Raw genomic sequence first — 20,988 nt, 5'->3', positions numbered from 1 at the left:
GGCGTTTTGCACCGACTTTGTGCAAATCCCGGATGCAACGGGGCACCGGGCGCCCCGTCAACCCCCAGCGGACGGTCCGTTAAAACGCCTCGGGACGGGCTTCGCGGGCCATGTGGTCGAGCACCGCGTTGACGAATTTCGCCTCTTTCCCGTCCGGGAAAAACGCCTGCGCCACGTCGAGATATTCCACGATCACCACCTTCGGCGGCGTCTCCAGCGCGACCATCTCGGCCCCCGCCGCGCGGAACAAGGCCCGCAGAACCGGGTCGATCCGGGCGATGGGCCATTTGGCCACGAGGGCCCGGTCGGTCATCTGGTCGATCTTCGCCTGATAGCTGACAGCCTCTTCCAAGACCTTGGAAAACAAGGAAACATCGCCCTCGAGCATTTCCTCGCCCTCGATCTGCTCGACGCCGAAGCGGTGGTCGAGGAACTCGTCCCGCACCCGGTCGAGGCCCGCGTCGCCCTGCTCCATCTGGAACAGCGCCTGCACGGCGTAGAGGCGCGAGGCGCTCTTCATCCTGCGTTTGTCATTGCCGGAGGGCTTCATGCGATGTCGGACCCCTTGCCGCCTGCCACCTGGTACTCCTCGCGGTGCGGCACGAATCCTACGCCCTTCCGCGAAGCGCCCCACCTACGGCCAAGCGCAATCAGATGCAAGGCCGCCGCCGCCGCCCCCCCGCCTTTGTTCTGCCCCGCGGCCTCGGCGCGGACGACAGCTTGTTCAATGTTTTCAACGGTCAAGATGCCGTTGCCGATGCACAGCCCCTGCAGTCCGAGTAGCGTCAGGCCACGCGACGAATCATTGCAGACGGTCTCGTAATGCGTCGTCTCGCCCCGCACCACACAGCCCAGCGCGACATAGCCGTCAAAGTTGCTCATCCGCTCCGCAATCCCGATCGCCGTCGGGATCTCCAGCGCGCCCGGCACTTCCACGGTTTCATGGAAGCCCCCCGCCGCCTCGATCTCGGCAATCGCCCCTTGGAGAAGCTGGTCTGCGATTTCCTTGTAATACGGGGAGACGACGATCAACACCTTGACAGGCTTGTCGAATTTCGGCCGCTCGAGCGTGTGGTGGGTTACGTTTGCCGCCATCATCCAAGCTCCGAAATCTTGCGCGTATCGACGATTTCCAGCCCGTAGGCCTCAAGGCCGACGATCTTTGGCTTCTGCGAATTGGTCAGCAACACCAGCTTCGACAGCCCCAGCGAGGACAGAATCTGCGCCCCAAGCCCGTATTGCCGCAGTGTCTTCGGCGAGACGTCGTCATGGGCATCGAGCTTCATCGCAGTGTCACGCAAGAGCACGACCACGCCGCGCCCCTCCTCCGCAATCGCCCGCATGGCATGGGAAAACTCCGCCGCGCGGCCCTTTTGTCCGGTGCCGACCACGTCGAGCATCGGGTCCAGCGCGTGCATCCGCACCAGCACCGGCTCCGACGTCGAAATATCGCCCTTGATCAAGGCGATATGTTCGTCGCCATGGGTTTCATCAACATAGATCTTCATCGCCCACTCACCGCCGAACTCGCTGGTGATGGTCTCTTCCTTGCGCACGCGCACGAGGTTGTCATGGCGGCGGCGGTACTTGATGAGGTCGGAGATCGTGCCGATCTTCAGCCCGTGTTTCTGAGCGAAGGCGACGAGCTCCGGCAGACGGGCCATGCTGCCGTCGTCGTTCATGATCTCGCAGATCACCCCCGCCGGGTTCAGCCCTGCCAGACGCGAGACATCGACCGCCGCTTCCGTGTGTCCAGCCCGCACAAGCACCCCGCCGTCCCGCGCACGCAGCGGGAAGACATGCCCCGGCGTCGCGATATCTGCCGCGCCCTTTGAGGCATCGACGGCCACGGAAATGGTCAACGCACGGTCCGCCGCGGAAATGCCGGTGGAGACCCCTTCCCGCGCCTCGATGGAGGTGGTGAAAGCGGTCTCATGCCGCGAGGAATTGTTGGTGGACATGAGCTGCAAACCAAGCTCGTCGATCCGCTTCGAGGTCATCGACAGGCAGATCAGTCCCCGGCCGTACAGCGCCATGAAGTTGATGACATCCGGCGTCGCCCATTGCGCGGGAATGACGAGATCGCCCTCGTTCTCGCGGTCCTCATGGTCGACGAGGATGAACATCCGCCCGTTGCGGGCATCCTCGATGATCTCCTCGATGGAAGAAATCGCGTCGCGCAGGGAATCCTCCACCGCGCCCGGGGTCTCGTAATCCGCCATGGGACCTCCAACATCCAAGTCTGCCTGCCAGATACGCCAAGGCCCGTGCAAAGGCCAGAGCGGATGCGCCCTGCCATGGCGCACAGGCGACATGCGTCAGTCGAAGATGTCCTCGATCAGGTCGAAGGCCTCCTCGAACAGCGACCGCCCGAGGCTCTTTTTCTTCTTGCGCGGCTTCCTTGCCTTTTTGGGCACAGCCCCCCAGGGCGCCTGTCCGGGCCGCGCCGGATGCACCGGCTTCGGCGTGTCCGTCTTCAGGGCCTTCATCTCGTGCAACGGGGCACCGCAACTCGAACAGGCCAGTTCATGGCGCTCACGATCGAGGACAAGCGCGGCGCGGGTGCCGCAGTAGCTGCAAGTGGCGATTTTCACGGTCATGCGAGGGACTTGGGCAGCCCGGGCAACGTTTTCAACCCGCAGTCAATCCCACTCACCCCAATCCCGCCGGTTGCTTCGCCTGTACCAAGGCAGGTCCAGCTCATCGGATCGCTCGAAAGCCGGAAGGACCTCCTCGATCAGGAAGGTCAGCACCCGGCTCTTGCGATACCACGTCTCGTGCCAAGGTTTGCGCACCTTGCGCGGGCGCAGATCCGGCCTCGGCTCCGCGATCATGTCCGCCGCGATGGCACCGCAGGCAAGGCAGGTCAGCGCCTTCCGCCCGGTGCCGATCTCGCCGAAGGCGAGCCGCCCGCCGCAACCATTGCAAACCGCTCTTCGCCTGTTCATCGTTTCCCCTGCCACGGTCATGCCCCCGCTAGCAGGTGATCATGGCAAGAAAAGGGTCAGACCGTCTCGCGCACCGCATAAAGCGCCACCGCCGCCGCGTTCGACACGTTCAGCGAGCCGAAGGCCCCGGCCGCCTCGATCCGCACCAGCTTGTCGACGGTCTCCCGGGTCTTCTCGCGCAATCCCGGCCCCTCGGCTCCGAGCACAAGCGCAATCGCCCGGTCCCGCAAACCCTCCACCGCCTGGTCGATGGTCTCCTCCGCCTCGCCATCGAGGCCGAGCACGAGGTAACCCATCTTCTGCAGGGCCACGATGCTGTCCGCGAGGTTCTTCTCCCGCAGGTAGGGCTGCCGCTCCAGCGCCCCGGACGCCGTCTTGGCCAGGGCCCCCGTCTCCGGCGCCGCGTGATGGCGCATGCCGACCACGGCCCGCGCGCCGAACACCTCCGCCGAGCGCAGGATCGCGCCGACGTTATGCGGATCGCTCACCCGGTCGAGGAGAATCATCCGCGCCGGCCCCTCGCCCAGCGCCACATCCTCCAGAGTTCCCCAGTGCAAGGGCTTCACCTCCAGCGCCGCGCCCTGATGCACGGACTGCGGGTCGATCGGCGCCTTGAAGGCGCGGGGGTCATGGATTTCGGGCTCGACCCCCGCCTCCTTGACGGCATCCTCCAGCTTCGCTGCCGCGTTCGGCGTCAGAATCAGCCTCAGCTTTTCGCGCCGCGGGTTCAGCAGCGCATCGCGCACCGCGTGCAGGCCGAAAAGCCAGACCGTCTCGGCCGCGCTGGCCTTCTTTGCCTGCTCTTTCTCCACCACCCACTTCGGTTTCTTCGCCATGATGCGCACCCTTTTCCTGTCCGCGCCTGTTCGCACGGAGCGCGGCGCAGGGGCAAGGATTTTTCCTGTTGACGGCGGTTGGCGAGGCCATTAAACGCCCCCTCACGCCGGAGCGATCCGGTGCCCGGTGGGCGACAGGCCGCAAGGTGTGGCAGGGGACTGTAACTCCCTCGAGGCGACTCACGCCTGGTTCGATTCCAGGGTCGCCCACCATTCTTTCTCTCAGACTGACCGTAGAGACGACGCGCACGCGCGCCGCCAGAAGGCGGCGTGTCTCGCCGCGTCGTGCCGGACGGTGAGCAGATTTTTAGCCTAAAAATCTTCTCACCCTCCCTGCCGGGCCGCCATTCGCGCCGCCCTGTCTTGACCCTCCCCGCGCCCGCCGATACCCCGATGGCATCAAAGGACGTGCCATGACGACGATCACCGACAGCCACTGCCACCTCGATTTTCCCGCCTTCGACGAAAACCGCGAGGCGGTCATCCAGAGGGCGCTCGACGCCGGCGTCCACCGCATGGTGACGATCTGCACCAAACCGCCGAGCGAACCGACCGTGCGGGCAATTGCCGAACAGCACGATCCGATCTTCTACGCCTACGGCATCCATCCGATGAGCGTGACGAAACAGCCGCTGGTCTCGGTCGAGCACCTTGTCGAGGTGTCCCGCCATCCCAAGATGGTCGGCATCGGTGAGACCGGCCTCGATTACCACTACACCGCCGACAGCGCCGCGTTGCAAAAGACCTCCCTGCGCATCCACATCGAGGCGGCGCAGGAAACCGGCCTGCCGCTGATCATCCACGCCCGCGCCGCGGACGAAGACATGGCCCGCATCCTGACGGAGGGCTATCGCGCAAAGCCCTACAGCTGCGTCATGCACTGCTTCTCCTCCTCCGCCGAACTGGCCCGGGCCGCGCTGGACCTGAACTTCTATCTCTCCATGTCCGGCATCGCCGCCTTCCCCAAATCGCAAGACCTGCGCGACATCTTCGCCGCCGCACCGCTCGACCGTATTCTTGTGGAAACCGACAGCCCCTATCTCGCGCCGCCGCCGCACCGGGGCCGCGACAACGAGCCGTCCTATGTCGTGCATACGGCAAAGGTCGGTGCGCAGGTGTTCGGCCTGTCCTACGAGGACTTCGCGAAAGCCACCGAAGCCAACTTCGACCGCCTCTTCGCCAAGGCCGCCGCCTGGTCCGCCGCGAGCGTCGCCGGATGACCGACCTGCGCTTCACTATCCTCGGTTGCGGATCATCCGGTGGCGTGCCGCGCCTCGGCGGCCATTGGGGCGACTGCGACCCGAACAATCCGAAGAACCGCCGCCGGCGCTGCTCCCTGCTGGTGGAACGGGAAAGTCCCGATGGCACCACGCGCCTGCTGATCGACACCGGTCCCGACATGCGCGACCAGCTGCTCTCAGCGGGCGTAGGCACCCTTGACGGGGTCGCCTGGACCCACAGCCACGCCGACCATCTGCACGGCCTCGACGACCTGCGGCAGGTGGTCTTCAACATGCGCGGGCGGCTGAACGTCTGGGCCGACGGCGACACACAGAACGAGCTGATCTCCCGCTTCGGCTATGCCTTTGTGCAACCCGAAGGCTCGCCCTACCCGCCGATCTTGAACCTGCACACGATTGAGGGCCCCTTCCAGATCGACGGCCCCGGCGGCCCGATCCCGCTGATCCCTTTCCGCGTGAACCACGGCAGCATCGACGCCCTCGGCTTCCGCATCGGCCGCCTCGCCTACCTGCCGGACGTGATCCACATCCCCGACGCGGTCTGGCCCGTGCTGGAAGATCTCGACTGCTGGATCGTGGACGCCCTGCGCCGCACACCGCACCCGACCCATGCCCACCTTGCCCTGGCGCTGGAATGGATCGACCGGGCCAGGCCGAAAACCGCGGTGCTCACCAACATGCACATCGACCTCGATTACGACACCGTCCGCGCCGAGACCCCCACCCATATCGAGCCCGCCTATGACGGGATGATCCTGACCCACCGCCTCTGACCGCCCGGGGCCATCGACACCGCCCCTGTTTCCTCTTGCCGACAAATATCCCCGCCGGAGGCATCGGACCTCTGCCCAAGGCGCCGCCGCTCCGGACACGGGCGCCATGCGAAAGCCAAGCCCATGCAAGCCCTGCTCGACGTTGTCCTTCCCGTCTTCCTGGTTATCGGCGCGGGGTATCTCGCGGTCTGGAAAGGCGGCTTTTCGGACAGCGGCGTCGACGGGCTGATGAAATTCACCCAGAGCTTCGCCTTCCCGTGCCTGCTCTTCCGCGCCATCTGGACGCTCGACCTCGGGCCGGATTTCAACCCCTGGCTGCTGGTCTCCTTCTATACCGGCTCGCTCACCGGCTTTGTCACCGGCCTGCTGGGCGCGCGGCATGTCTTCAAGCGGGACTGGGAAGACAGCATCGCCATCGGGTTTTGCTGCCTCTTCGCCAACTCCCTGATGATCGGCCTCGCGGTGACCGAGCGCGCCTATGGTGCCGGGGCGCTCGAGGCCAATTACGTCATCGTCGCGGTGCATTCGCCCTTTTGCTACGCCATCGGCATCACCGCGATGGAGATCGCCCGCGCACGCGCCAGCGGCTCGCCGGCCCGGACCCTGCCGCGCACCGTGTTGACGGCAATGTTCCGCAATGCGCTGGTCATCGGCATCGGCCTCGGGGTGATCGCCAATCTCACGGACCTGAGCCTGCCCACGCCGGTCACCGGCGCACTCGACCTCGTGATCCGCGCCGCCCTGCCCGCCGCCCTGTTCGGCATGGGCGGGGTCCTCTGCCGCTACAAGCCGCAGGGCGACTTCCGGGTGATCGGATTCATCTGCGCCGTCTCGCTGGTGCTGCACCCGGCGATCACCTGGACGCTGGGAACGCTGACGGGCCTGTCGACGTCGGCTTTCCGCTCTGCCGTGATCACTGCGGCGATGGCGCCGGGGATCAATACCTATGTCTTTGCCAGCATGTATGGCCGCGCCCAGCGCGTCGCGGCGTCCAGCGTGCTGATCGCGACAGCGCTGTCGGTGCTGACAGTCTGGGTCTGGCTGTCGATCCTGCCCTGAGCGGGGTGCGGGGCGGAACCCCGCCCTACGATCCCTAGCGTTTGTCCGTCGGCGCCCGGATCGGGTAAAGGTCGGTCCAGGCGAGTATTTGGAAAGAGAAGAATCGGGGACGCGCTTTGCCGATCCGGGGCGCATCCTCGCCCAGCGGCCCCGCGGTCTCGTAGGGCGGGGCTTTGCCCCGCGCCCCGCACAAGAGGGGTTTCCTCTTCCGGCGCATGCCCGTACTGCTGTCCCGCACCGCAGGAGACCTCCCGATGACGCAAAGCCAGGCGCCCGCCCAGACCACGCTCGGCATTCTGTTCATGCTGGCCTTCTGCATTCTTGCGCCGATGATGGATTCCTTTGCCAAGGCAACGCCGCACGAGGTGCCTGTCTCGCAGATCCTCGCCGCGCGCTTCACAATCCAGGTGGTCCTGCTCTATCCCGTGGCGCTCATTGCCGGGCTCGCCATGGGCGTGACACTCCGGGACAGCGGGCTGCACCTGGCCCGGGCAGCGGCGCTGCTGGCCTCCACCGCCTGCTTCTTCACGGCCATCCGGGCCATGCCCATCGCCGATGCCATTGCGATCTTCTTCGTCGAGCCGTTCATCCTGACACTTCTCGGCGCGCTGTTCCTCGGCGAGCCGGTGGGCTGGCGCCGGGTGGCCGCCTCGGCTGTCGGTTTCTCCGGTGCGCTGCTGGTGATCCGGCCGAGCTTCTCCGATCTGGGCGCCGTCGCCTTCCTGCCGCTCGGCACCGCCTTCCTCTTCGCCATCTACATGCTGCTGACCCGCGCCATGAGCCAGCGTCTCAATCCCATCGTCCTGCAGGCCCACACCGCCCTCGCGGCGTCGATCATGATTGTTCCGCCGCTCTGGATCATGGATGGCAGCGGGGTGGCGCTGATGGACCCGGTCTGGCCCGAGGGCAAGGCGGTCTGGACGCTCGCCGGCCTTGGTATCGTCGCGACGCTGTCGCACCTGATGCTGACCAAGGCGCTGCGTCTTGCCCCCGCCGGTCTGGTCGCGCCGCTGCAATATCTGGAGATCGTCGGGGCCGCCGTCATCGGTTACTTCGCCTTCGGGGATTTCCCCACACCGCTGACCTTCGTCGGCATCGGCATCATCGTCGCCTCGGGTCTCTACATCATCCACCGCGAGCGGGCGCTGGAGCGCGCCGCCCGCCGCCCCCTGCCCCCGGTCTGAGCAGCGCACGCGGAACGCAGCCCCGCCCTACCCGCCATAGCGCCAGATCGTAGGGCGGGGTTTCACCCCGCACGCCCGCACGCTACCGTCACGCCCATGCACATCGACCGCCCCCTCCTCGGCCTCGGCCTCATGCTCGGTTTCTGCGCTCTGGCCCCGTTCGGCGACGCGCTCGCAAAGCTGCTCGGTCCGGAGATGGCCGTCGGTCAGCTCGTGCTCCTGCGCTTCGCGCTTCAGGCGCTTATCCTGCTGCCGCTCGCCACGCTCACCCGACGCCCCCTGCGCATGGACCGACGGACCGCCTTGCTCGTCCTCGTCCGCACGCTCCTGCACATTGCCGGCATCGCCCTTGTCTTCACCTCGCTGCTCTACCTGCCGCTCGCCGATGCCATCGCCATCGCCTACGTCATGCCGTTCCTCTCGCTCCTCATGGGCCATTACATCCTGCATGAAGAGGTCGGCCTGCGACGGCTCCTCGCCTGCACCGTCGGCTTCGCCGGAACGCTCCTCGTCATCCAGCCCGCCTTTGCCGAGGTCGGCTGGCCCGCGCTGCTGCCGCTCGGCGTGGCCTTCACCTTTGCCGCCTTCATGCTGGTCACCCGCCAGATCGCGCCGCGCACCGATCCCATCGGCATGCAGGCAGTCTCCGCGCTCATGGCCATTGCCCTGATCGGCCCGGCCATGCTCCTGTCCGACACGACCGCGCTGACCTGGACGCCGCCCAGCGCACGCGGCTGGGGACTGGTCCTCGCCATGGGCCTCGCCGGGACTTTCGCGCATCTGCTGATGACCTGGGCGCTGCGCTACGCGCCCTCCGCCACCCTCGCCCCGATGCAATACCTGGAAATCCCCATCGCCACCGCAATCGGCTGGGCGATCTTCGGCGATCTGCCGGGGCCGCTGGCGACGCTGGGCATCGCCATCACCATCGGCGCGGGCCTCTACGTCATCCTGCGCGAGCGGGCCATCCATCCGCGTGCGCCAGCCCGTCCACCAGCACCCCGAGGCACGCCACCGGCAGCATGAGCAGCATGCGCGGCGCATCGACCCACAGCCGGACGGGGCCGACCGCCTCGTTCGACGTGCCGACACGCCCCGCGGGCGTCATCGCGATCCCGTCGATCGGCCAGCGCAGCCCCTCAGACCGCCCTGTCACCGGCCCCATCGGATAGAGCGACACCCGCTCGCCCTCGGGCACCGCGACCGTCAGACAAGGCGGCACCAGCGTGACCACATCCTCCGCCCCGACCAGCACGCAGCGCCGCTCCGGATGGCGGCAGAGCACCGTCAGAACCGCCATCTGGTGGTCCAGCCGCCCGCCCAGGAACCCGTGCGCCAGCACCAGGGGCGCCGAAATGTTGCGTAAAGCCTTATCGAAATCGGTGCTGTCCTGCTCTGCGATCCTGTGCAAGACTCCCGGGGGCAGCCCCGCCTGGCGGTCCGGCGACAGGGAATCCATGTCGCCAATCACCGCGTCGGGCATGATGCCCATGTCCAGCAGCGCCGCCGCCCCGCCGTCCGCCGCCACGACGGCGCAGACGTCACCAATCGCCGCGGCCAGCGCGCTTTGTTTCGCCTCGCCGCCGCCAACGAGCAGCACAGGGCCGGATGCGTGAACAATTTCGGAATTCATGTCAAATTAATGGCAGTTTGCGAAACAGACCACAATCCGGTCATGAAATGATACCCTGCAGGGCACAGATTCGGTCAGCTTTCGTCCTTTACAGCGTGGTAAACACTCTGTTGCAGAACGAATGAAAGTGAGCAGCACAATGGTGAGTTCGAGCAAGATTCTGACGGTCTCCTACGGCACCTTCTCCTGTACGGCAGAAGGATTCGAGGATCCATTGGCCGTCGTGAAGGAAACCACGCATTTCTTCCGCGGCGTCGTGGGCGAGGACCGGTTCTTTGGCGCCGAGCCACCGCAATTCGACGCCGAACTGGCCACCGAGCTGATGCGGGCCCAGATCGCCGCCGAGGAGAAGGACGGCAAGCTGCTGCTTCGCCCGGCGCTGACCGCCGCCTCCTCCGGGGCCATGGCCGCCGCACTGAGCGCTGGCCCCGCCCGGGCACAGGCCGCCGAGCCACAGCTGCCCGACGATGACACCATCGAAGCCGCAGCCGCCGAAATGGAAGCGCGCTATGCCGCCGAGACCGAGGCGCAGGCCGAAGCTCTCGACGCGCACGACGATACCGGGAGCCAGCCCGAAACAGAGGCCGAGACCGACCGGATCATGCAGGCCGACGATCTGGCCGAGGCGGACGCGCCCGTTGCCGCGGACAATGTCGACGTCATCGCCGGGACGGACAGCACCGAATATGACGAGGCTGCCCCCGCTGCGGCCCCCGACATCGACACCGCCTTCCTCGCCGGAATGGCCGCTGACAGCATCGCCGCCATCGCCGAGGACACCGCCGAGGTGGAGCCGGCCAGCGGACATGGCACCTTTGCCTTCAACGGCTTCATGCCGGACAGCGCCGCCACGCCGGTCATGCCCGCCCGCCGGTTCTCGGACCCGGGCAGCATCGCCGCGAAGCTGGACCGCATCCGCGCCGTGGTCGCCGACCTGCCGCAGGACACCAGCGACGACGTCGACGAAGACGAGTATGAGGACATCGCGGCCACCGACGGTGAAACCGGCGATGCCGCGCTCGACGACATCCTTGGCGCGCTCGACCTCGATACCGCCGATCACGAAGACGCGGCCTTCCCGGAAGCCCGTACCGACCGTGACACCGCCACGGACGCAGAATTCGACCTCTCCGCACTGACCGCCGAAGTGCAGCAGGACGAAGAGGACGACCTCGACCTGGTGGCCGGGGCGGAGACCGATTCCGACGATTTCGACCTCTCCGATCTGGCCGAGGAAGGCGACGACGAAGACGATTTCGACCTCTCCGCGCTGATGGCCGGACAGGAGGACGACGAGGACGAAGACCCGCTTGCCGCGCTGGTCACACCAACGCAGTCCGCGCCGACCGGGAGCGCCCCGAAAGGCAGCACCGTCGACGCCTGGGACGAGGACGCCGGCAGCGACAGCGCCAAGGCGGACGACTGGGATTGGGACGATGCGGATGAGGACGAGGCCATCGCAATCGCCAACGCCGCCCAGGAGGACGACGAGGACGACGAGGACGACGAGGATTTCTCCGCCCCCGAGGCCATTGCTCCGCCGCCTCCGCCGCCCGCCGCAACCCGTCCCGCACCGCTGCGTGCGCGAGTCGTCAAGGTGAAGCGCGCCGCGTTCGAAAAGGCCGTTTCCGCCGGCCGGCTGGAGGAGGTCACCGACGAGGACGACGCGGAGGCCCCCGCGCCGCTGCCGATGGCCTCGACAAGCACGCTGAGCCAGGACGAGGAGGATGAACTCGCCCGCGAACTCGCCGCCGTGAAGGCCGAACTTGCCGGAGACTTCGACGAGGACGACTGGGGCGACGAGGACGACCACGCAATCGAAGACACCCGTCCCGCGGCCTACGCAGGCGACGACGAAGACGAGGAAGAAATCGCCCCGGCCGCCGCCGCCGCCACCAAACCGCAGGCCGCCGACGATTGGGACGACGAGGACGACGATCTCGACTGGGACGACACGGATGACGAAGCCGAGGCACCCGCCCCGCTGCGCCCCGCCGCGTCCATGACCCCGCCTCCGCCGCCTGCCGCCGACAGCTGGGACGACGAGGATGACTGGGATGACGAGGACGACTGGGACGCGCCGAAGACCGCCGCCACCAGCCCCGCCCCGCTGCGCCTCGACAACCCGCTGGGCGGGACCTCGGCGAACCTGCCGGACGAAGCGACCATGGGCAGCAACATCCGCTCCGCCATCGAGGACGTGCGCAAGGCCGTCAAGATGTCGAGCCCGGGCCGCGTGATGCTGACCGAGAAGGCCGTGGAGGACAACGACACCTCGCGCATCCTCGACCAGACCAACGAGGAACTGGAGGAGCCGGAAGGCAACCGCCGCCGCAGCGCGATTGCCCACCTGCGCGCCGCCGTCGCCGCCACGAAGGCCGACAAGCTGCTGGGCCGCAAGCCCGCGCAGCAGGCCGAGGAGGAGATGGAAAACTACCGCGACGATCTCGCCAATGCCGTGCGCCCGCGCCGTCCGCAATCGACCGCGATCCGTTCGGAGCGTCCGAAGAACGCAGAGGCCCCGGCCACGCAGCGCCCCGCGCCGCTCAAGCTGGTGGCCGAACAGCGGGTCGAAGACGTCCCCGCCGCGCCGGTCCGGCCGCGCCGCATCAGTGCGGAGGACCGCCCGGTGTCGCAGACCTCGCGCCAGACGGTGACCCACACGCCGGAAGCCCCGGTTTCAGACAGCGACTTCGCCGCCTATGCCGACCAGGTCGGCGCGCGGGACCTGTCGGAGCTGCTCGAGGCGGCGGCGGCCTACATGTCCTTCGTCGAAGGCCGAGACCAGTTCTCGCGCCCGCAGCTGATGTCCACCGTGCGCCTGGCCGAGGACACCGAGAGCAGCCGCGAGGATCGCCTGCGCAGCTTCGGCCAGCTGCTGCGCGAGGGCAAGATCGAGAAGACTTCCGGCGGGCGCTTCACCGCCTCCGACCGCATCAGCTTCAAGCCGAAGCGCGTCGCGGGCTGATCCGCTTTCATCAGAGCAAAAGCGAAAGGGCGGCCCGCAACGGCCGCCCTTTCAGGTTTCAAGACGGTCTTTGACGCAAATTCTGGGCAAACCGCCTTTTTCTTGACCTGCGGATGAAAACTTGGAACGGTTCAGGACCCTATTTCGAAAGGACCCGTTGATGCGTTCCGCTGTTCTTCTCGGCACCGCCGCCCTTCTCGCCGCCAGCGCGGCCCAGTCCGCGACCACCGGCTACACCAGCCGTCCCGGTTTTGAGGCCGCCCTCGGGGCCTACACGATTGACACGCTCGGGGACCTGACCTCCGGTCCGGGCACGTCCCTGTCCCGGACCGACTACACGCTCACCGGCGATTTCTACCGCTGCGTGACAGTGTCCGATTGCGGTGACAACAGCGCCGGATCGGGCGGCATCGGCTTCGAGTATCCGGGGTACCTGTGGCAATACACGGCCCACACCTTTACATTCGCCAGCGCGATCACCGGCTTCGGCATGGATTTCGGCAACAATTCACCCTACGAGATGACCCTGGAGATCGGCGACCAGATCTTCTCCGCCATCCCGAGCTTCAGCAAGTCCTTCTTCGGCATCCTCTCGGACACGCCGTTCACCTCCCTCACCGTCAACGTGCAGGAGTTCGGCCTCGCCTTTACCCGAGTCCTGGCGGACAACTACACCTATAGCGCCATTCCCGCCTCCCAGGTGCCTCTGCCCGCGACCGGCCTCCTGCTGCTTGGTGCCGCAGCGGCCCTGAGCGGACTGCGCCGCAAACGCGTCTGACGATGGACCAAAACGCGAAACGGCGCCCCGGAGCGGGACGCCGTTTTGTTGCGCAAACGACGGGACGGCGGGCGGGGCGCCTTCCGGGCAAGGCCCGGAACAGCGGCGCAGGCCGTCAGCGGGTCTTGTCGTCTTCCTCCGGATCGGGCTGGCCGACGCCAAGGAACACCGACCGAAACGGCAGCATCCACAAAAAGCCCAGCACCACGAAGGTGACCAGTTCCACCACCATCGGCGGCCCGCCGGTGATCCGCCGCAGCCAGTCCGCAACCGTCACCGCCACGATGATGTAGAGCGGCAGTCCGATCAGCAGGATCACCAACGACCAGCGCTTGCGTGCCTTGTAACTCAGTGCCATCACGTCCTCCGCAGGGTGCCGGGGCACAGCCCCGGCCTACATCAGGCTCCGCCCCGACGTAAGGGCGGACACCAGGCCATCAGTCCGCAAACGGATCGGTCACCAGGATCGTATCGTCGCGTTCCGGCGAGGTCGAGAGCAGCGCCACCGGGCAGCCGATCAACTCCTCGATCCGCCGCACGTATTTGACCGCCGCGCCGGGCAGGTCCGCCCAGCTGCGCGCGCCTTCCGTCGACTCGCTCCAGCCCTCCAGCTCCTCGTAGACCGGCACACAGCGCGCCTGCTGCTCCGAGGCGAACGGCAGGTAATCCAGCCGCTTGCCGTCGAGTTCATAACCGACGCAGATCTTCAGCGTCTCGAACCCGTCGAGCACGTCGAGCTTGGTCAGCGAGATTCCGTGCACCCCGGAGGTCGCGCAGGTCTGGCGCACCAGCGCCGCATCGAACCAGCCGCAGCGCCGCTTGCGGCCCGTGGTGGTGCCAAACTCATGGCCGCGCTCGCCCAGCCGGTCGCCATCCGCATCGAAGAGCTCCGACGGGAACGGCCCCTCGCCCACCCGCGTGGTATAGGCCTTCACGATGCCGAGCACGTAGTCGATCGCTCCCGGCCCCATACCGGTGCCCGCCGCCGCCTGCCCGGCGATCACATTCGAGGACGTCACGAAGGGATAGGTGCCGAAGTCGATGTCCAGCAAGGCCCCCTGCGCGCCCTCGAACAGGATGCGCGTGCCCGCCTTGCGCTTCTCGCTCAGCACCTTCCAGACCGGCGCGGCGTATTCCAGCACCTTGGGCGCGATTTCCTTGAGCGCCGCCATCAACGCCGCCCGGTCCACCGGCGCGATCCCGAGTCCCTTGCGCAACGGGTCGTGGTGCTGCAGCGCCCGGTCCACGCGTGCCTCCAGCGTCGCGGCGTCAGCGAGATCCGCCACCCGGATGGCCCGCCGCCCGACCTTGTCCTCGTAACACGGCCCGATCCCGCGGCCGGTGGTGCCGATCTTCGTGTCCTTGGAGGCGGCTTCCTCGCGGGCGCGGTCCAGTTCGCCGTGAATAGGAAGGATCAGCGGCGTGTTTTCCGCGATCATCAGCGTCTCCGGGCTGATCTCGACACCCTGCGCACGGATCGTCTCGATCTCCTTCACCAGGTGCCAGGGGTCGAGGACCACACCGTTGCCGATCACCGACAGCTTGCCCGGACGCACGACACCCGACGGCAGCGCATGCAGCTTGTACACGGTGCCATCCACCACCAGCGTATGGCCCGCGTTGTGGCCGCCCTGGAAGCGGCAGATCACATCGGCACGGCTCGACAGCCAGTCCACGATCTTGCCCTTGCCCTCGTCGCCCCACTGGGCGCCCACGACAACCACATTTGCCATTTTTCAAGCCTTTCAGGTGATGACCTCAAACCCGGCTCCCTATATAGGTGGTCGAAACGGATCGAAACCGAAAAAATGTCACGGCAGAAAGGCCGCGCGGGGTTGCATGCTGAGATGGGCCAAAACCGGAGACTATGACGTGCTCGGCCGTCTGATGTTCGATGCCATCCACGCCACCCCGAGCCCGTACACCCCCGCCCAACGCCGCGCCTGGCTGTCGGAAGCCCATGCCGGAAGCCGCTGGGCCGCCCGGCTCGCGGCGCAGCGGGTTGCTGTACTGGACACAGGCCGTCCACAGGGGTTCGCAACGCTGCGCGCGGACGGCTACGTGGACATGATCTTCCTCGCGCCGCAGTTGCGCAATCAGGGCCATTTCCGCAGGCTGATGACCATGCTGATCGAGGACGCGCGGCGCCAGAAGATGCCGGAACTCACCACCCATGCCAGCCTCGCCGCGCAAGGACCGTTCCTGTCGATGGGATTCGAGGTCATCCGGCACGAGACGGTCTCGCGCGATGGCCAGTCCCTGAGCCGGGCCCACATGCGCAAGACCCTTGGTCCGCTCCCCGCTGCCCTGCTGCCCCAGGCCGAGGCCCAACGTCCGGAACACACATGAGCTTCTTTCTGCGCTGGCTGTTCGCCCTGCTTTTGCTGACCGCCACCTACAACCCGACTCCGTGGAACTATGTCCGCTGGGCCTCCCGCCATGGGCAGGACCAGATGCCGCTCGCGGTGCTGCTGGGACTGGTGCTGTTCGTCGGCTACGTGATCTACCTGCGCGCCACCCTGCGCTCCATCGGCGCCTTTGGCGTGGCATTGGTCTTGGCGCTGGTGGGCGCACTACTGTGGGTGTTGTTCGACTATGGTCTCTTCGACCTGTCCGACCCGAAACTGGTGACCTGGATCGGCATCCTGGCGCTCTCGCTTGTGCTCGGCGTCGGGCTGTCGTGGTCGATCATCCGCAGGGCCTTGTCCGGCCAGGTCGACATGGACGATGTCGAGGACAACTGAGGCTGCACGGACCGGAGGGATTGCGCCGCGCTGTGCGCGTCGCCCGGAGGCGGGCGCGTCCTGACGGCCGCGCCCGCCGTGCCCCCTCTCAAGCATCGCGCCCGTTGGCGACATGCGTCATTTTTTGAGTATTTGAGAAGAGAAGAAAGGGACGACGTGGCGCTCCATAGCTCACACGGGCGACCGGGGTGGCGCGACCTGCGTTTGTCAGAAGCCGCGTCCCCCGTTTCTTCTCTTCTCAAATACTCCAATGCAAGGCTTCAATCGCACCCGCGGTCAAAGCTTGAAAACCGACGCCGGTGGGACGGCGGGCGGGGCGATTTTGCCGCCTGAGGCGCAAAGAGCGCCGAACAGGCGTCCCGCCGCCATTGCCGGGTTGCGCCCTCTCGCGGCTTCCCCTACATACCCGCCAATCCTCGAACCGAAGGCACGCGCCCCATGGAAAACGTCATTCTGATCGTCCACCTGCTTCTTGCACTCGGCCTCATCGGCGTCGTGCTGCTCCAGCGCTCCGAAGGCGGCGGCCTTGGCATGGGTGGCGGTGGCGGTGCCATGAGCCAACGGTCAGCAGCAACGGCCATGGGCAAGCTGACGTGGATTCTGGCGGCCGGTTTCATTGTCACCTCGCTGACGCTGACGATCTTCTCTGCCCAGAACGCCGCCGGGAGCTCGATCCTCGATCGCCTCGGCAACGCGCCCGCCAGCGCGGAGACAACCGATGGGACGTCCGCGCCGGTCGACACCAACGAACTGTTGCCGCCGCCCTCCGCGGGCGATGCCGGCACAGACGAGACCGCGCCGCTGACGCCGCGCGCAGACTGACCCCGTCCCGACGGGGCCGCAACAACACCTTGAACACACCCTTCGGACCGCAACAGCATCTTGCGGTCCGCTGGACAAATCCGTTCGAATCCTGTAAAGGTCAAATCCCGTGATACTGCGCGCCGCAAGGCTCCGCAGATGTCCAGAATTTGGCGTTTCTTCGGACTCACCAGACGCACGACACGACAAAAAACTCACGGGGCTCCGCGCATGGCACGTTTCATTTTCATCACCGGCGGTGTGGTTTCTTCGCTTGGCAAGGGCCTCGCCTCGGCCGCGCTCGGTGCACTTCTCCAGGCGCGGGGCTTCTCCGTGCGCCTGCGCAAGCTCGATCCCTATCTGAACGTCGATCCCGGCACCATGTCGCCCTTCGAACATGGTGAGGTCTTCGTCACCGATGACGGCGCCGAGACCGACCTCGACCTCGGCCATTACGAGCGTTTCACCGGCGTGCCCGCGCGCATGACCGATTCCATCTCCTCGGGCCGCATCTACACCAACGTGCTGGAGAAGGAGCGCCGCGGCGACTACCTCGGCAAGACCATTCAGGTCATTCCGCACGTCACCAACGAGATAAAGGACTTCATTCGCATCGGCGAGGATGAGGTCGACTTCATGCTCTGCGAGATCGGCGGCACCGTCGGCGACATCGAGGGCCTGCCCTTCTTCGAGGCCATCCGCCAGTTCTCCCAGGACAAGCCCCGCGGCCAGTGCATCTTCATGCACCTGACGCTGCTGCCCTACATCAAGGCCTCCGGCGAGCTGAAGACCAAGCCGACGCAGCACTCCGTCAAGGAGCTGCGCTCCATCGGTCTCGCCCCGGACATCCTCGTCTGCCGCTCCGAAGGGCCGATTCCCGCCAAGGAGCGCGAGAAGCTCGCCCTCTTCTGCAACGTCCGCCCCGACGCGGTCATCGCCGCGCAGGACCTGAGCACGATCTACGACGCCCCCCTCGCCTACCACCGCGAGGGCATGGACCAGGCCGTGCTCGACGCCTTCGGCATCACCCCGGCACCCAAGCCGAACCTGTCGAAGTGGGAGGACGTCTCCGACCGCATCCACAACCCCGAGGGCGAGATCACCGTCGCCATCGTCGGCAAGTACGTCCAGCTCGAAGACGCCTACAAGTCCATCGCAGAGGCCCTGACCCACGGCGGCATGGCGAACCGCGTCAAGGTCAACGTCGAGTGGGTCGACGCCGAGATCTTCGAGCGCGAGGACCCGGCGCCGCATCTCGAGAAGTTCGACGCCATCCTCGTCCCCGGCGGCTTCGGCGAGCGCGGCACGGAAGGCAAGATCAAGGCGGCGCAATACGCCCGCGAGCACAAGATTCCCTATCTCGGCATCTGCCTCGGCATGCAGATGGCCGTCATCGAGGCCGCGCGCAACGTCGCCGGCGTCGCCCGTGCCGGCTCCGAGGAGTTCGACCACGAGGCCGGCGAAAAGCGCTTCGAGCCGGTGGTCTATCACCTCAAGGAATGGGTGCAGGGCAACCAGAAGGTCTCGCGTAAGGTCACGGACGCGAAGGGTGGCACCATGCGCCTCGGCGCCTATGACGCGGTGCTCAAGGAAGGCTCGAAGGTCGCCGAGGTCTACGGCTCCTGCGCCATCGACGAGCGCCACCGTCACCGCTACGAGGTCGACATCAAGTACCGCGACCAACTCGAAGAGGCCGGCATGCGTTTCTCCGGCATGTCCCCGGACGGCTCCCTGCCGGAAATCGTCGAATGGCCGGACCACCCGTGGTTCATCGGCGTACAATTCCACCCGGAACTGAAATCGAAACCCTTTGACCCGCACCCGCTTTTCAGGGATTTTGTAAGGGCGGCGAAAGAGGTGTCGCGGTTGGTTTAGAAAGGGATTGCCTTGGATGCTCGCGAAATTGTTGCTTTAAGCGACTGGTTTAGAACTAACGTCGTTCCAGCATTGAAGCACTACAATGCTCTGAATACGGTGCTTCAACACAACTCCCAGCAAGCCAACAAACAACCGGTTCGAGAACCACTAAATGCACTGGTGGAAAGTCTTACAGACTTGCCAATGGCTGAACTGACGATCAACCAAACACGACTATTGGAACAGCTTGACGCGCTTCACCTTCTCGGAGCGTCGGGAGCACGTCACGTCAAAAGCGTCCTCACGTCCAGCGACTTTGATCCTGCGTCCGCCGCTTCAGATTCTCAAGCAGACGAGCAAGCTTTGCGAGAAGTGGAGAACAAGTTAAGACAAGCGGCGTCTGCGCTTAAGGAGATCGATCTTGATTTTCAATCCGTTACGTCTCAAGTCGGCAAGGGCTTTGCCCTTGTGGTCTTCAAGGACCAAGCATCAATCTCCAACATAGCCGACTTCAAAAAATGGGCGAACGACTGGTACGAGATTGGCAGAGGCTTAGCAGTCTGCTCGGGCGACAGGCCGGAGGATATCCGCGTTGAAGGTGCACAGAACGGTTCGATAATTCTGTACCTTTCAATGGGGGTGTTGGCGACCAGCCTTCTGGCGCGAATGACAAAACACTTGGCCTCGATCGCCAAGGAAATTATCCAGGTGCAACTGGCTAGAGATAGTCTCGACAGGCAACGCTTGCTGACTCAAACAATCCGAGATGACTTGGATAAACAGCGCGAGAAAATTGAGAAAGAAGGCGTTTCGAACGTGTTCGAAGAAGCGAAGAAGCTTCTAGGCGACCAGTTGAAACCGGAACAAGAAGCCGTCTTGAAAAAGGCTGTCACAAAATTTTCAGCCTTTTATACCGCCGGTGGCGAAGTTGAGTTGATCTCAAATTTCTCGGACACGGATGCTCAGGCATCAGATAGTGCAAGCGTACCTATCGAAATTAGCGATCTAAACTCCGAGATAGCTGAGTTGAGGGAACTTCGAGAGGAAATCCGGCTTCTTGGCAATATTAGCCAAATTGATGATTGAACTTTTCGGGCGCCAAGCGCCCGCCTTACCCAGTAACGGAAGCCCCGGGTTATCAAACCCCTAACAAAATTTTCCCCGAACCCTGCATTTTTCCGAACCGCACCCGAACCGGCCACCTCCCCTCCCCCCAAATCCGTACGAAACTCGACCCTTTTTGTACCAAACCCCCAAAGCGCCCCCGGAAGGCCCAAATCCAAAGGGGGGTAATCTGTACGAAAATCGGTATCTTTTGTACCAAACTCCGAGCAAAACACGCTCTTGCAAGCCGTTGCGCCCCCCCTTACGCAGCCTTCATGCTTTCTTATCAACACGCCTACCACGCCGGGAACCTGGCCGATGTCCACAAGCATGCGCTCTTGGCGCAGGCGCTGGATTATCTCACCCAAAAGAACAAGCCGCTGACCTATCTGGAGACCCACGCCGGGCGCGGGCTTTATGATCTGACCAGCGCGGAGGCGCAGAAGACCGGCGAGGCGGCGCAGGGGATTTCATTTGTGAGCCAATGGTTTGGCAAGGATCACCCCTACACGCGGGCGCTGCACGCGATCCGCGAAAAGCGTGGCCCGAACGCCTACCCCGGCTCCCCGCTCATTGCGCAAACGCTTTTGCGCGAGAGCGACCGCCTGCATCTGGCGGAGTTGCACCCGCAGGAGCACGCCGCGCTTGAGTTCACCATGAGCGCGGCAGGAAATGCCAAGGTTTATCAACAAGATGGCTTTGCCCTTGCCCAAAGCCTCTGCCCCCCCGACCCGCGCCGCGGACTGATTCTCATCGACCCCAGTTGGGAGCTGAAGGAAGACTACGCCAGGATGCCGCGATTCGTGGACACGCTTGCGAAGAAGTGGAACGTCGGAATCGTCATGATCTGGTATCCCATCTTGACCGAACCCCAACATAAGCCGATGATTGCGGCGATACGGCAGAGCCAAAGCGAGGCCCTGATCCATGAAGTGACCTTCCCGCCGGCACGGAAAGGCCACCGCATGGTCGGTTCCGGAATGGTTGTGCTCAACCCTCCCTGGGGGCTCGCCGACCACGCGCAAGCCCTGACGAAACGCTTCAAATCCCTGTAAAAAAAGG

General features: G+C 65.3%; 22 protein-coding genes and 1 tRNA gene. 14 read left to right on the top strand and 9 right to left on the bottom strand.

Annotation, left to right across the window (positions count from 1 at the left end):
- Positions 1-79 precede the first annotated feature (79 nt).
- From nusB to rlmB, 6 genes are all read right to left on the bottom strand, one after another.
- On the bottom strand, positions 80-520 hold the full coding sequence (nusB, locus tag ACP159_RS06750; RefSeq protein WP_425098890.1) for a transcription antitermination factor NusB: 441 nt from the start codon (positions 518-520) through the stop codon (positions 80-82).
- Between the two features lie 26 nt (positions 521-546).
- Positions 547-1,095 carry a 6,7-dimethyl-8-ribityllumazine synthase gene (locus tag ACP159_RS06745; RefSeq protein ID WP_425098889.1) on the bottom strand — a complete coding sequence of 183 codons (549 nt, stop codon included), beginning with the start codon at positions 1,093-1,095 and terminating at the stop codon, positions 547-549.
- Positions 1,095-2,222: a 3,4-dihydroxy-2-butanone-4-phosphate synthase gene (ribB, locus tag ACP159_RS06740; RefSeq protein WP_425098888.1), complete on the bottom strand. Its 1,128-nt coding sequence runs from the start codon at positions 2,220-2,222 to the stop codon at positions 1,095-1,097. The genes ACP159_RS06745 and ribB overlap by 1 nt, the downstream gene beginning before the upstream one ends.
- A 96-nt stretch (positions 2,223-2,318) precedes the next feature.
- Entirely contained in the window at positions 2,319-2,600 is a 282-nt protein-coding gene (locus tag ACP159_RS06735) for a hypothetical protein (RefSeq protein WP_425098887.1), read from the bottom strand.
- 42 nt (positions 2,601-2,642) lie between these two features.
- Positions 2,643-2,948, bottom strand: coding sequence for a hypothetical protein (locus ACP159_RS06730; RefSeq protein WP_425098886.1), 306 nt, complete (start codon positions 2,946-2,948; stop codon positions 2,643-2,645).
- 56 nt (positions 2,949-3,004) lie between these two features.
- Positions 3,005-3,784, bottom strand: coding sequence for a 23S rRNA (guanosine(2251)-2'-O)-methyltransferase RlmB (gene rlmB, locus ACP159_RS06725; RefSeq protein ID WP_425098885.1), 780 nt, complete (start codon positions 3,782-3,784; stop codon positions 3,005-3,007).
- A 129-nt stretch (positions 3,785-3,913) separates the two neighbouring features.
- On the opposite strand from rlmB, the gene ACP159_RS06720 reads away from it, so the two are divergent.
- The 6 genes from ACP159_RS06720 to ACP159_RS06695 all read left to right on the top strand — a co-directional run bounded on the left by ACP159_RS06720 (position 3,914) and on the right by ACP159_RS06695 (position 9,067).
- Positions 3,914-3,997, top strand: a tRNA-Tyr gene (locus ACP159_RS06720).
- Positions 3,998-4,197: 200 nt separating this feature from the next.
- On the top strand, positions 4,198-5,004 hold the full coding sequence (locus ACP159_RS06715) for a TatD family hydrolase (protein WP_425098884.1): 807 nt from the start codon (positions 4,198-4,200) through the stop codon (positions 5,002-5,004).
- Positions 5,001-5,798 carry an MBL fold metallo-hydrolase gene (locus ACP159_RS06710; RefSeq protein WP_425098883.1) on the top strand — a complete coding sequence of 266 codons (798 nt, stop codon included), beginning with the start codon at positions 5,001-5,003 and terminating at the stop codon, positions 5,796-5,798. The genes ACP159_RS06715 and ACP159_RS06710 overlap by 4 nt, the downstream gene beginning before the upstream one ends.
- Positions 5,799-5,921: 123 nt before the next feature.
- Entirely contained in the window at positions 5,922-6,857 is a 936-nt protein-coding gene (locus tag ACP159_RS06705) for an AEC family transporter (RefSeq protein ID WP_425098882.1), read from the top strand.
- Positions 6,858-7,111: 254 nt separating this feature from the next.
- Positions 7,112-8,041 carry a DMT family transporter gene (locus ACP159_RS06700; RefSeq protein WP_425098881.1) on the top strand — a complete coding sequence of 310 codons (930 nt, stop codon included), beginning with the start codon at positions 7,112-7,114 and terminating at the stop codon, positions 8,039-8,041.
- Between the two features lie 96 nt (positions 8,042-8,137).
- The gene (locus ACP159_RS06695; protein ID WP_425098880.1) at positions 8,138-9,067 is read left to right on the top strand and encodes a DMT family transporter; all 930 of its coding nucleotides are present in this window, start codon (positions 8,138-8,140) and stop codon (positions 9,065-9,067) included.
- Here ACP159_RS06695 and ACP159_RS06690 read toward each other — a convergent pair.
- Positions 8,988-9,674 carry a thiamine diphosphokinase gene (locus ACP159_RS06690; protein ID WP_425098879.1) on the bottom strand — a complete coding sequence of 229 codons (687 nt, stop codon included), beginning with the start codon at positions 9,672-9,674 and terminating at the stop codon, positions 8,988-8,990. The two genes, ACP159_RS06695 and ACP159_RS06690, sit on opposite strands and share 80 nt — an antisense overlap.
- Positions 9,675-9,801: 127 nt before the next feature.
- Between ACP159_RS06690 and ACP159_RS06685 the strand changes: the two genes are divergently transcribed.
- Both ACP159_RS06685 and ACP159_RS06680 read left to right on the top strand, forming a co-directional pair.
- Positions 9,802-12,642 carry a hypothetical protein gene (locus ACP159_RS06685; protein WP_425098878.1) on the top strand — a complete coding sequence of 947 codons (2,841 nt, stop codon included), beginning with the start codon at positions 9,802-9,804 and terminating at the stop codon, positions 12,640-12,642.
- Positions 12,643-12,802: 160 nt separating this feature from the next.
- Entirely contained in the window at positions 12,803-13,420 is a 618-nt protein-coding gene (locus tag ACP159_RS06680; RefSeq protein WP_425098877.1) for a hypothetical protein, read from the top strand.
- A 115-nt stretch (positions 13,421-13,535) separates the two neighbouring features.
- On the opposite strand, the gene ACP159_RS06675 is transcribed toward ACP159_RS06680, so the two are convergent.
- Both ACP159_RS06675 and ACP159_RS06670 read right to left on the bottom strand, forming a co-directional pair.
- Positions 13,536-13,778 carry a DUF2842 domain-containing protein gene (locus tag ACP159_RS06675; RefSeq protein WP_425098876.1) on the bottom strand — a complete coding sequence of 81 codons (243 nt, stop codon included), beginning with the start codon at positions 13,776-13,778 and terminating at the stop codon, positions 13,536-13,538.
- Between the two features lie 79 nt (positions 13,779-13,857).
- Entirely contained in the window at positions 13,858-15,153 is a 1,296-nt protein-coding gene (locus ACP159_RS06670) for an adenylosuccinate synthase (RefSeq protein ID WP_425098875.1), read from the bottom strand.
- Between the two features lie 106 nt (positions 15,154-15,259).
- Between ACP159_RS06670 and ACP159_RS06665 the strand changes: the two genes are divergently transcribed.
- The 6 genes from ACP159_RS06665 to ACP159_RS06640 all read left to right on the top strand — a co-directional run bounded on the left by ACP159_RS06665 (position 15,260) and on the right by ACP159_RS06640 (position 20,981).
- A complete protein-coding gene (locus ACP159_RS06665; protein WP_425098874.1) occupies positions 15,260-15,769 on the top strand; it encodes a GNAT family N-acetyltransferase in 510 nt (169 codons plus the stop codon).
- Positions 15,766-16,164 carry a DUF6524 family protein gene (locus ACP159_RS06660; protein WP_425098873.1) on the top strand — a complete coding sequence of 133 codons (399 nt, stop codon included), beginning with the start codon at positions 15,766-15,768 and terminating at the stop codon, positions 16,162-16,164. Before ACP159_RS06665 ends, ACP159_RS06660 begins: the two co-directional genes overlap by 4 nt.
- A 438-nt stretch (positions 16,165-16,602) precedes the next feature.
- Entirely contained in the window at positions 16,603-16,986 is a 384-nt protein-coding gene (secG, locus tag ACP159_RS06655; RefSeq protein WP_425098872.1) for a preprotein translocase subunit SecG, read from the top strand.
- A gap of 210 nt (positions 16,987-17,196) precedes the next feature.
- Positions 17,197-18,840, top strand: a complete 1,644-nt coding sequence (locus ACP159_RS06650; protein ID WP_425098871.1) for a CTP synthase — start codon at positions 17,197-17,199, stop codon at positions 18,838-18,840.
- Positions 18,841-18,852: 12 nt separating this feature from the next.
- Positions 18,853-19,908 carry a hypothetical protein gene (locus tag ACP159_RS06645; protein ID WP_425098870.1) on the top strand — a complete coding sequence of 352 codons (1,056 nt, stop codon included), beginning with the start codon at positions 18,853-18,855 and terminating at the stop codon, positions 19,906-19,908.
- Between the two features lie 293 nt (positions 19,909-20,201).
- Positions 20,202-20,981, top strand: coding sequence for a 23S rRNA (adenine(2030)-N(6))-methyltransferase RlmJ (locus ACP159_RS06640; protein ID WP_425098869.1), 780 nt, complete (start codon positions 20,202-20,204; stop codon positions 20,979-20,981).
- Positions 20,982-20,988 lie beyond the last annotated feature (7 nt).

This window comes from Tropicibacter sp. S64, assembly GCF_049803835.1.
Classification (GTDB): Bacteria; Pseudomonadota; Alphaproteobacteria; order Rhodobacterales; family Rhodobacteraceae; genus Pacificoceanicola.
Note: the sequence above shows the minus strand (reverse complement) of the source record. Positions and strands in the feature narration are given on the sequence as shown.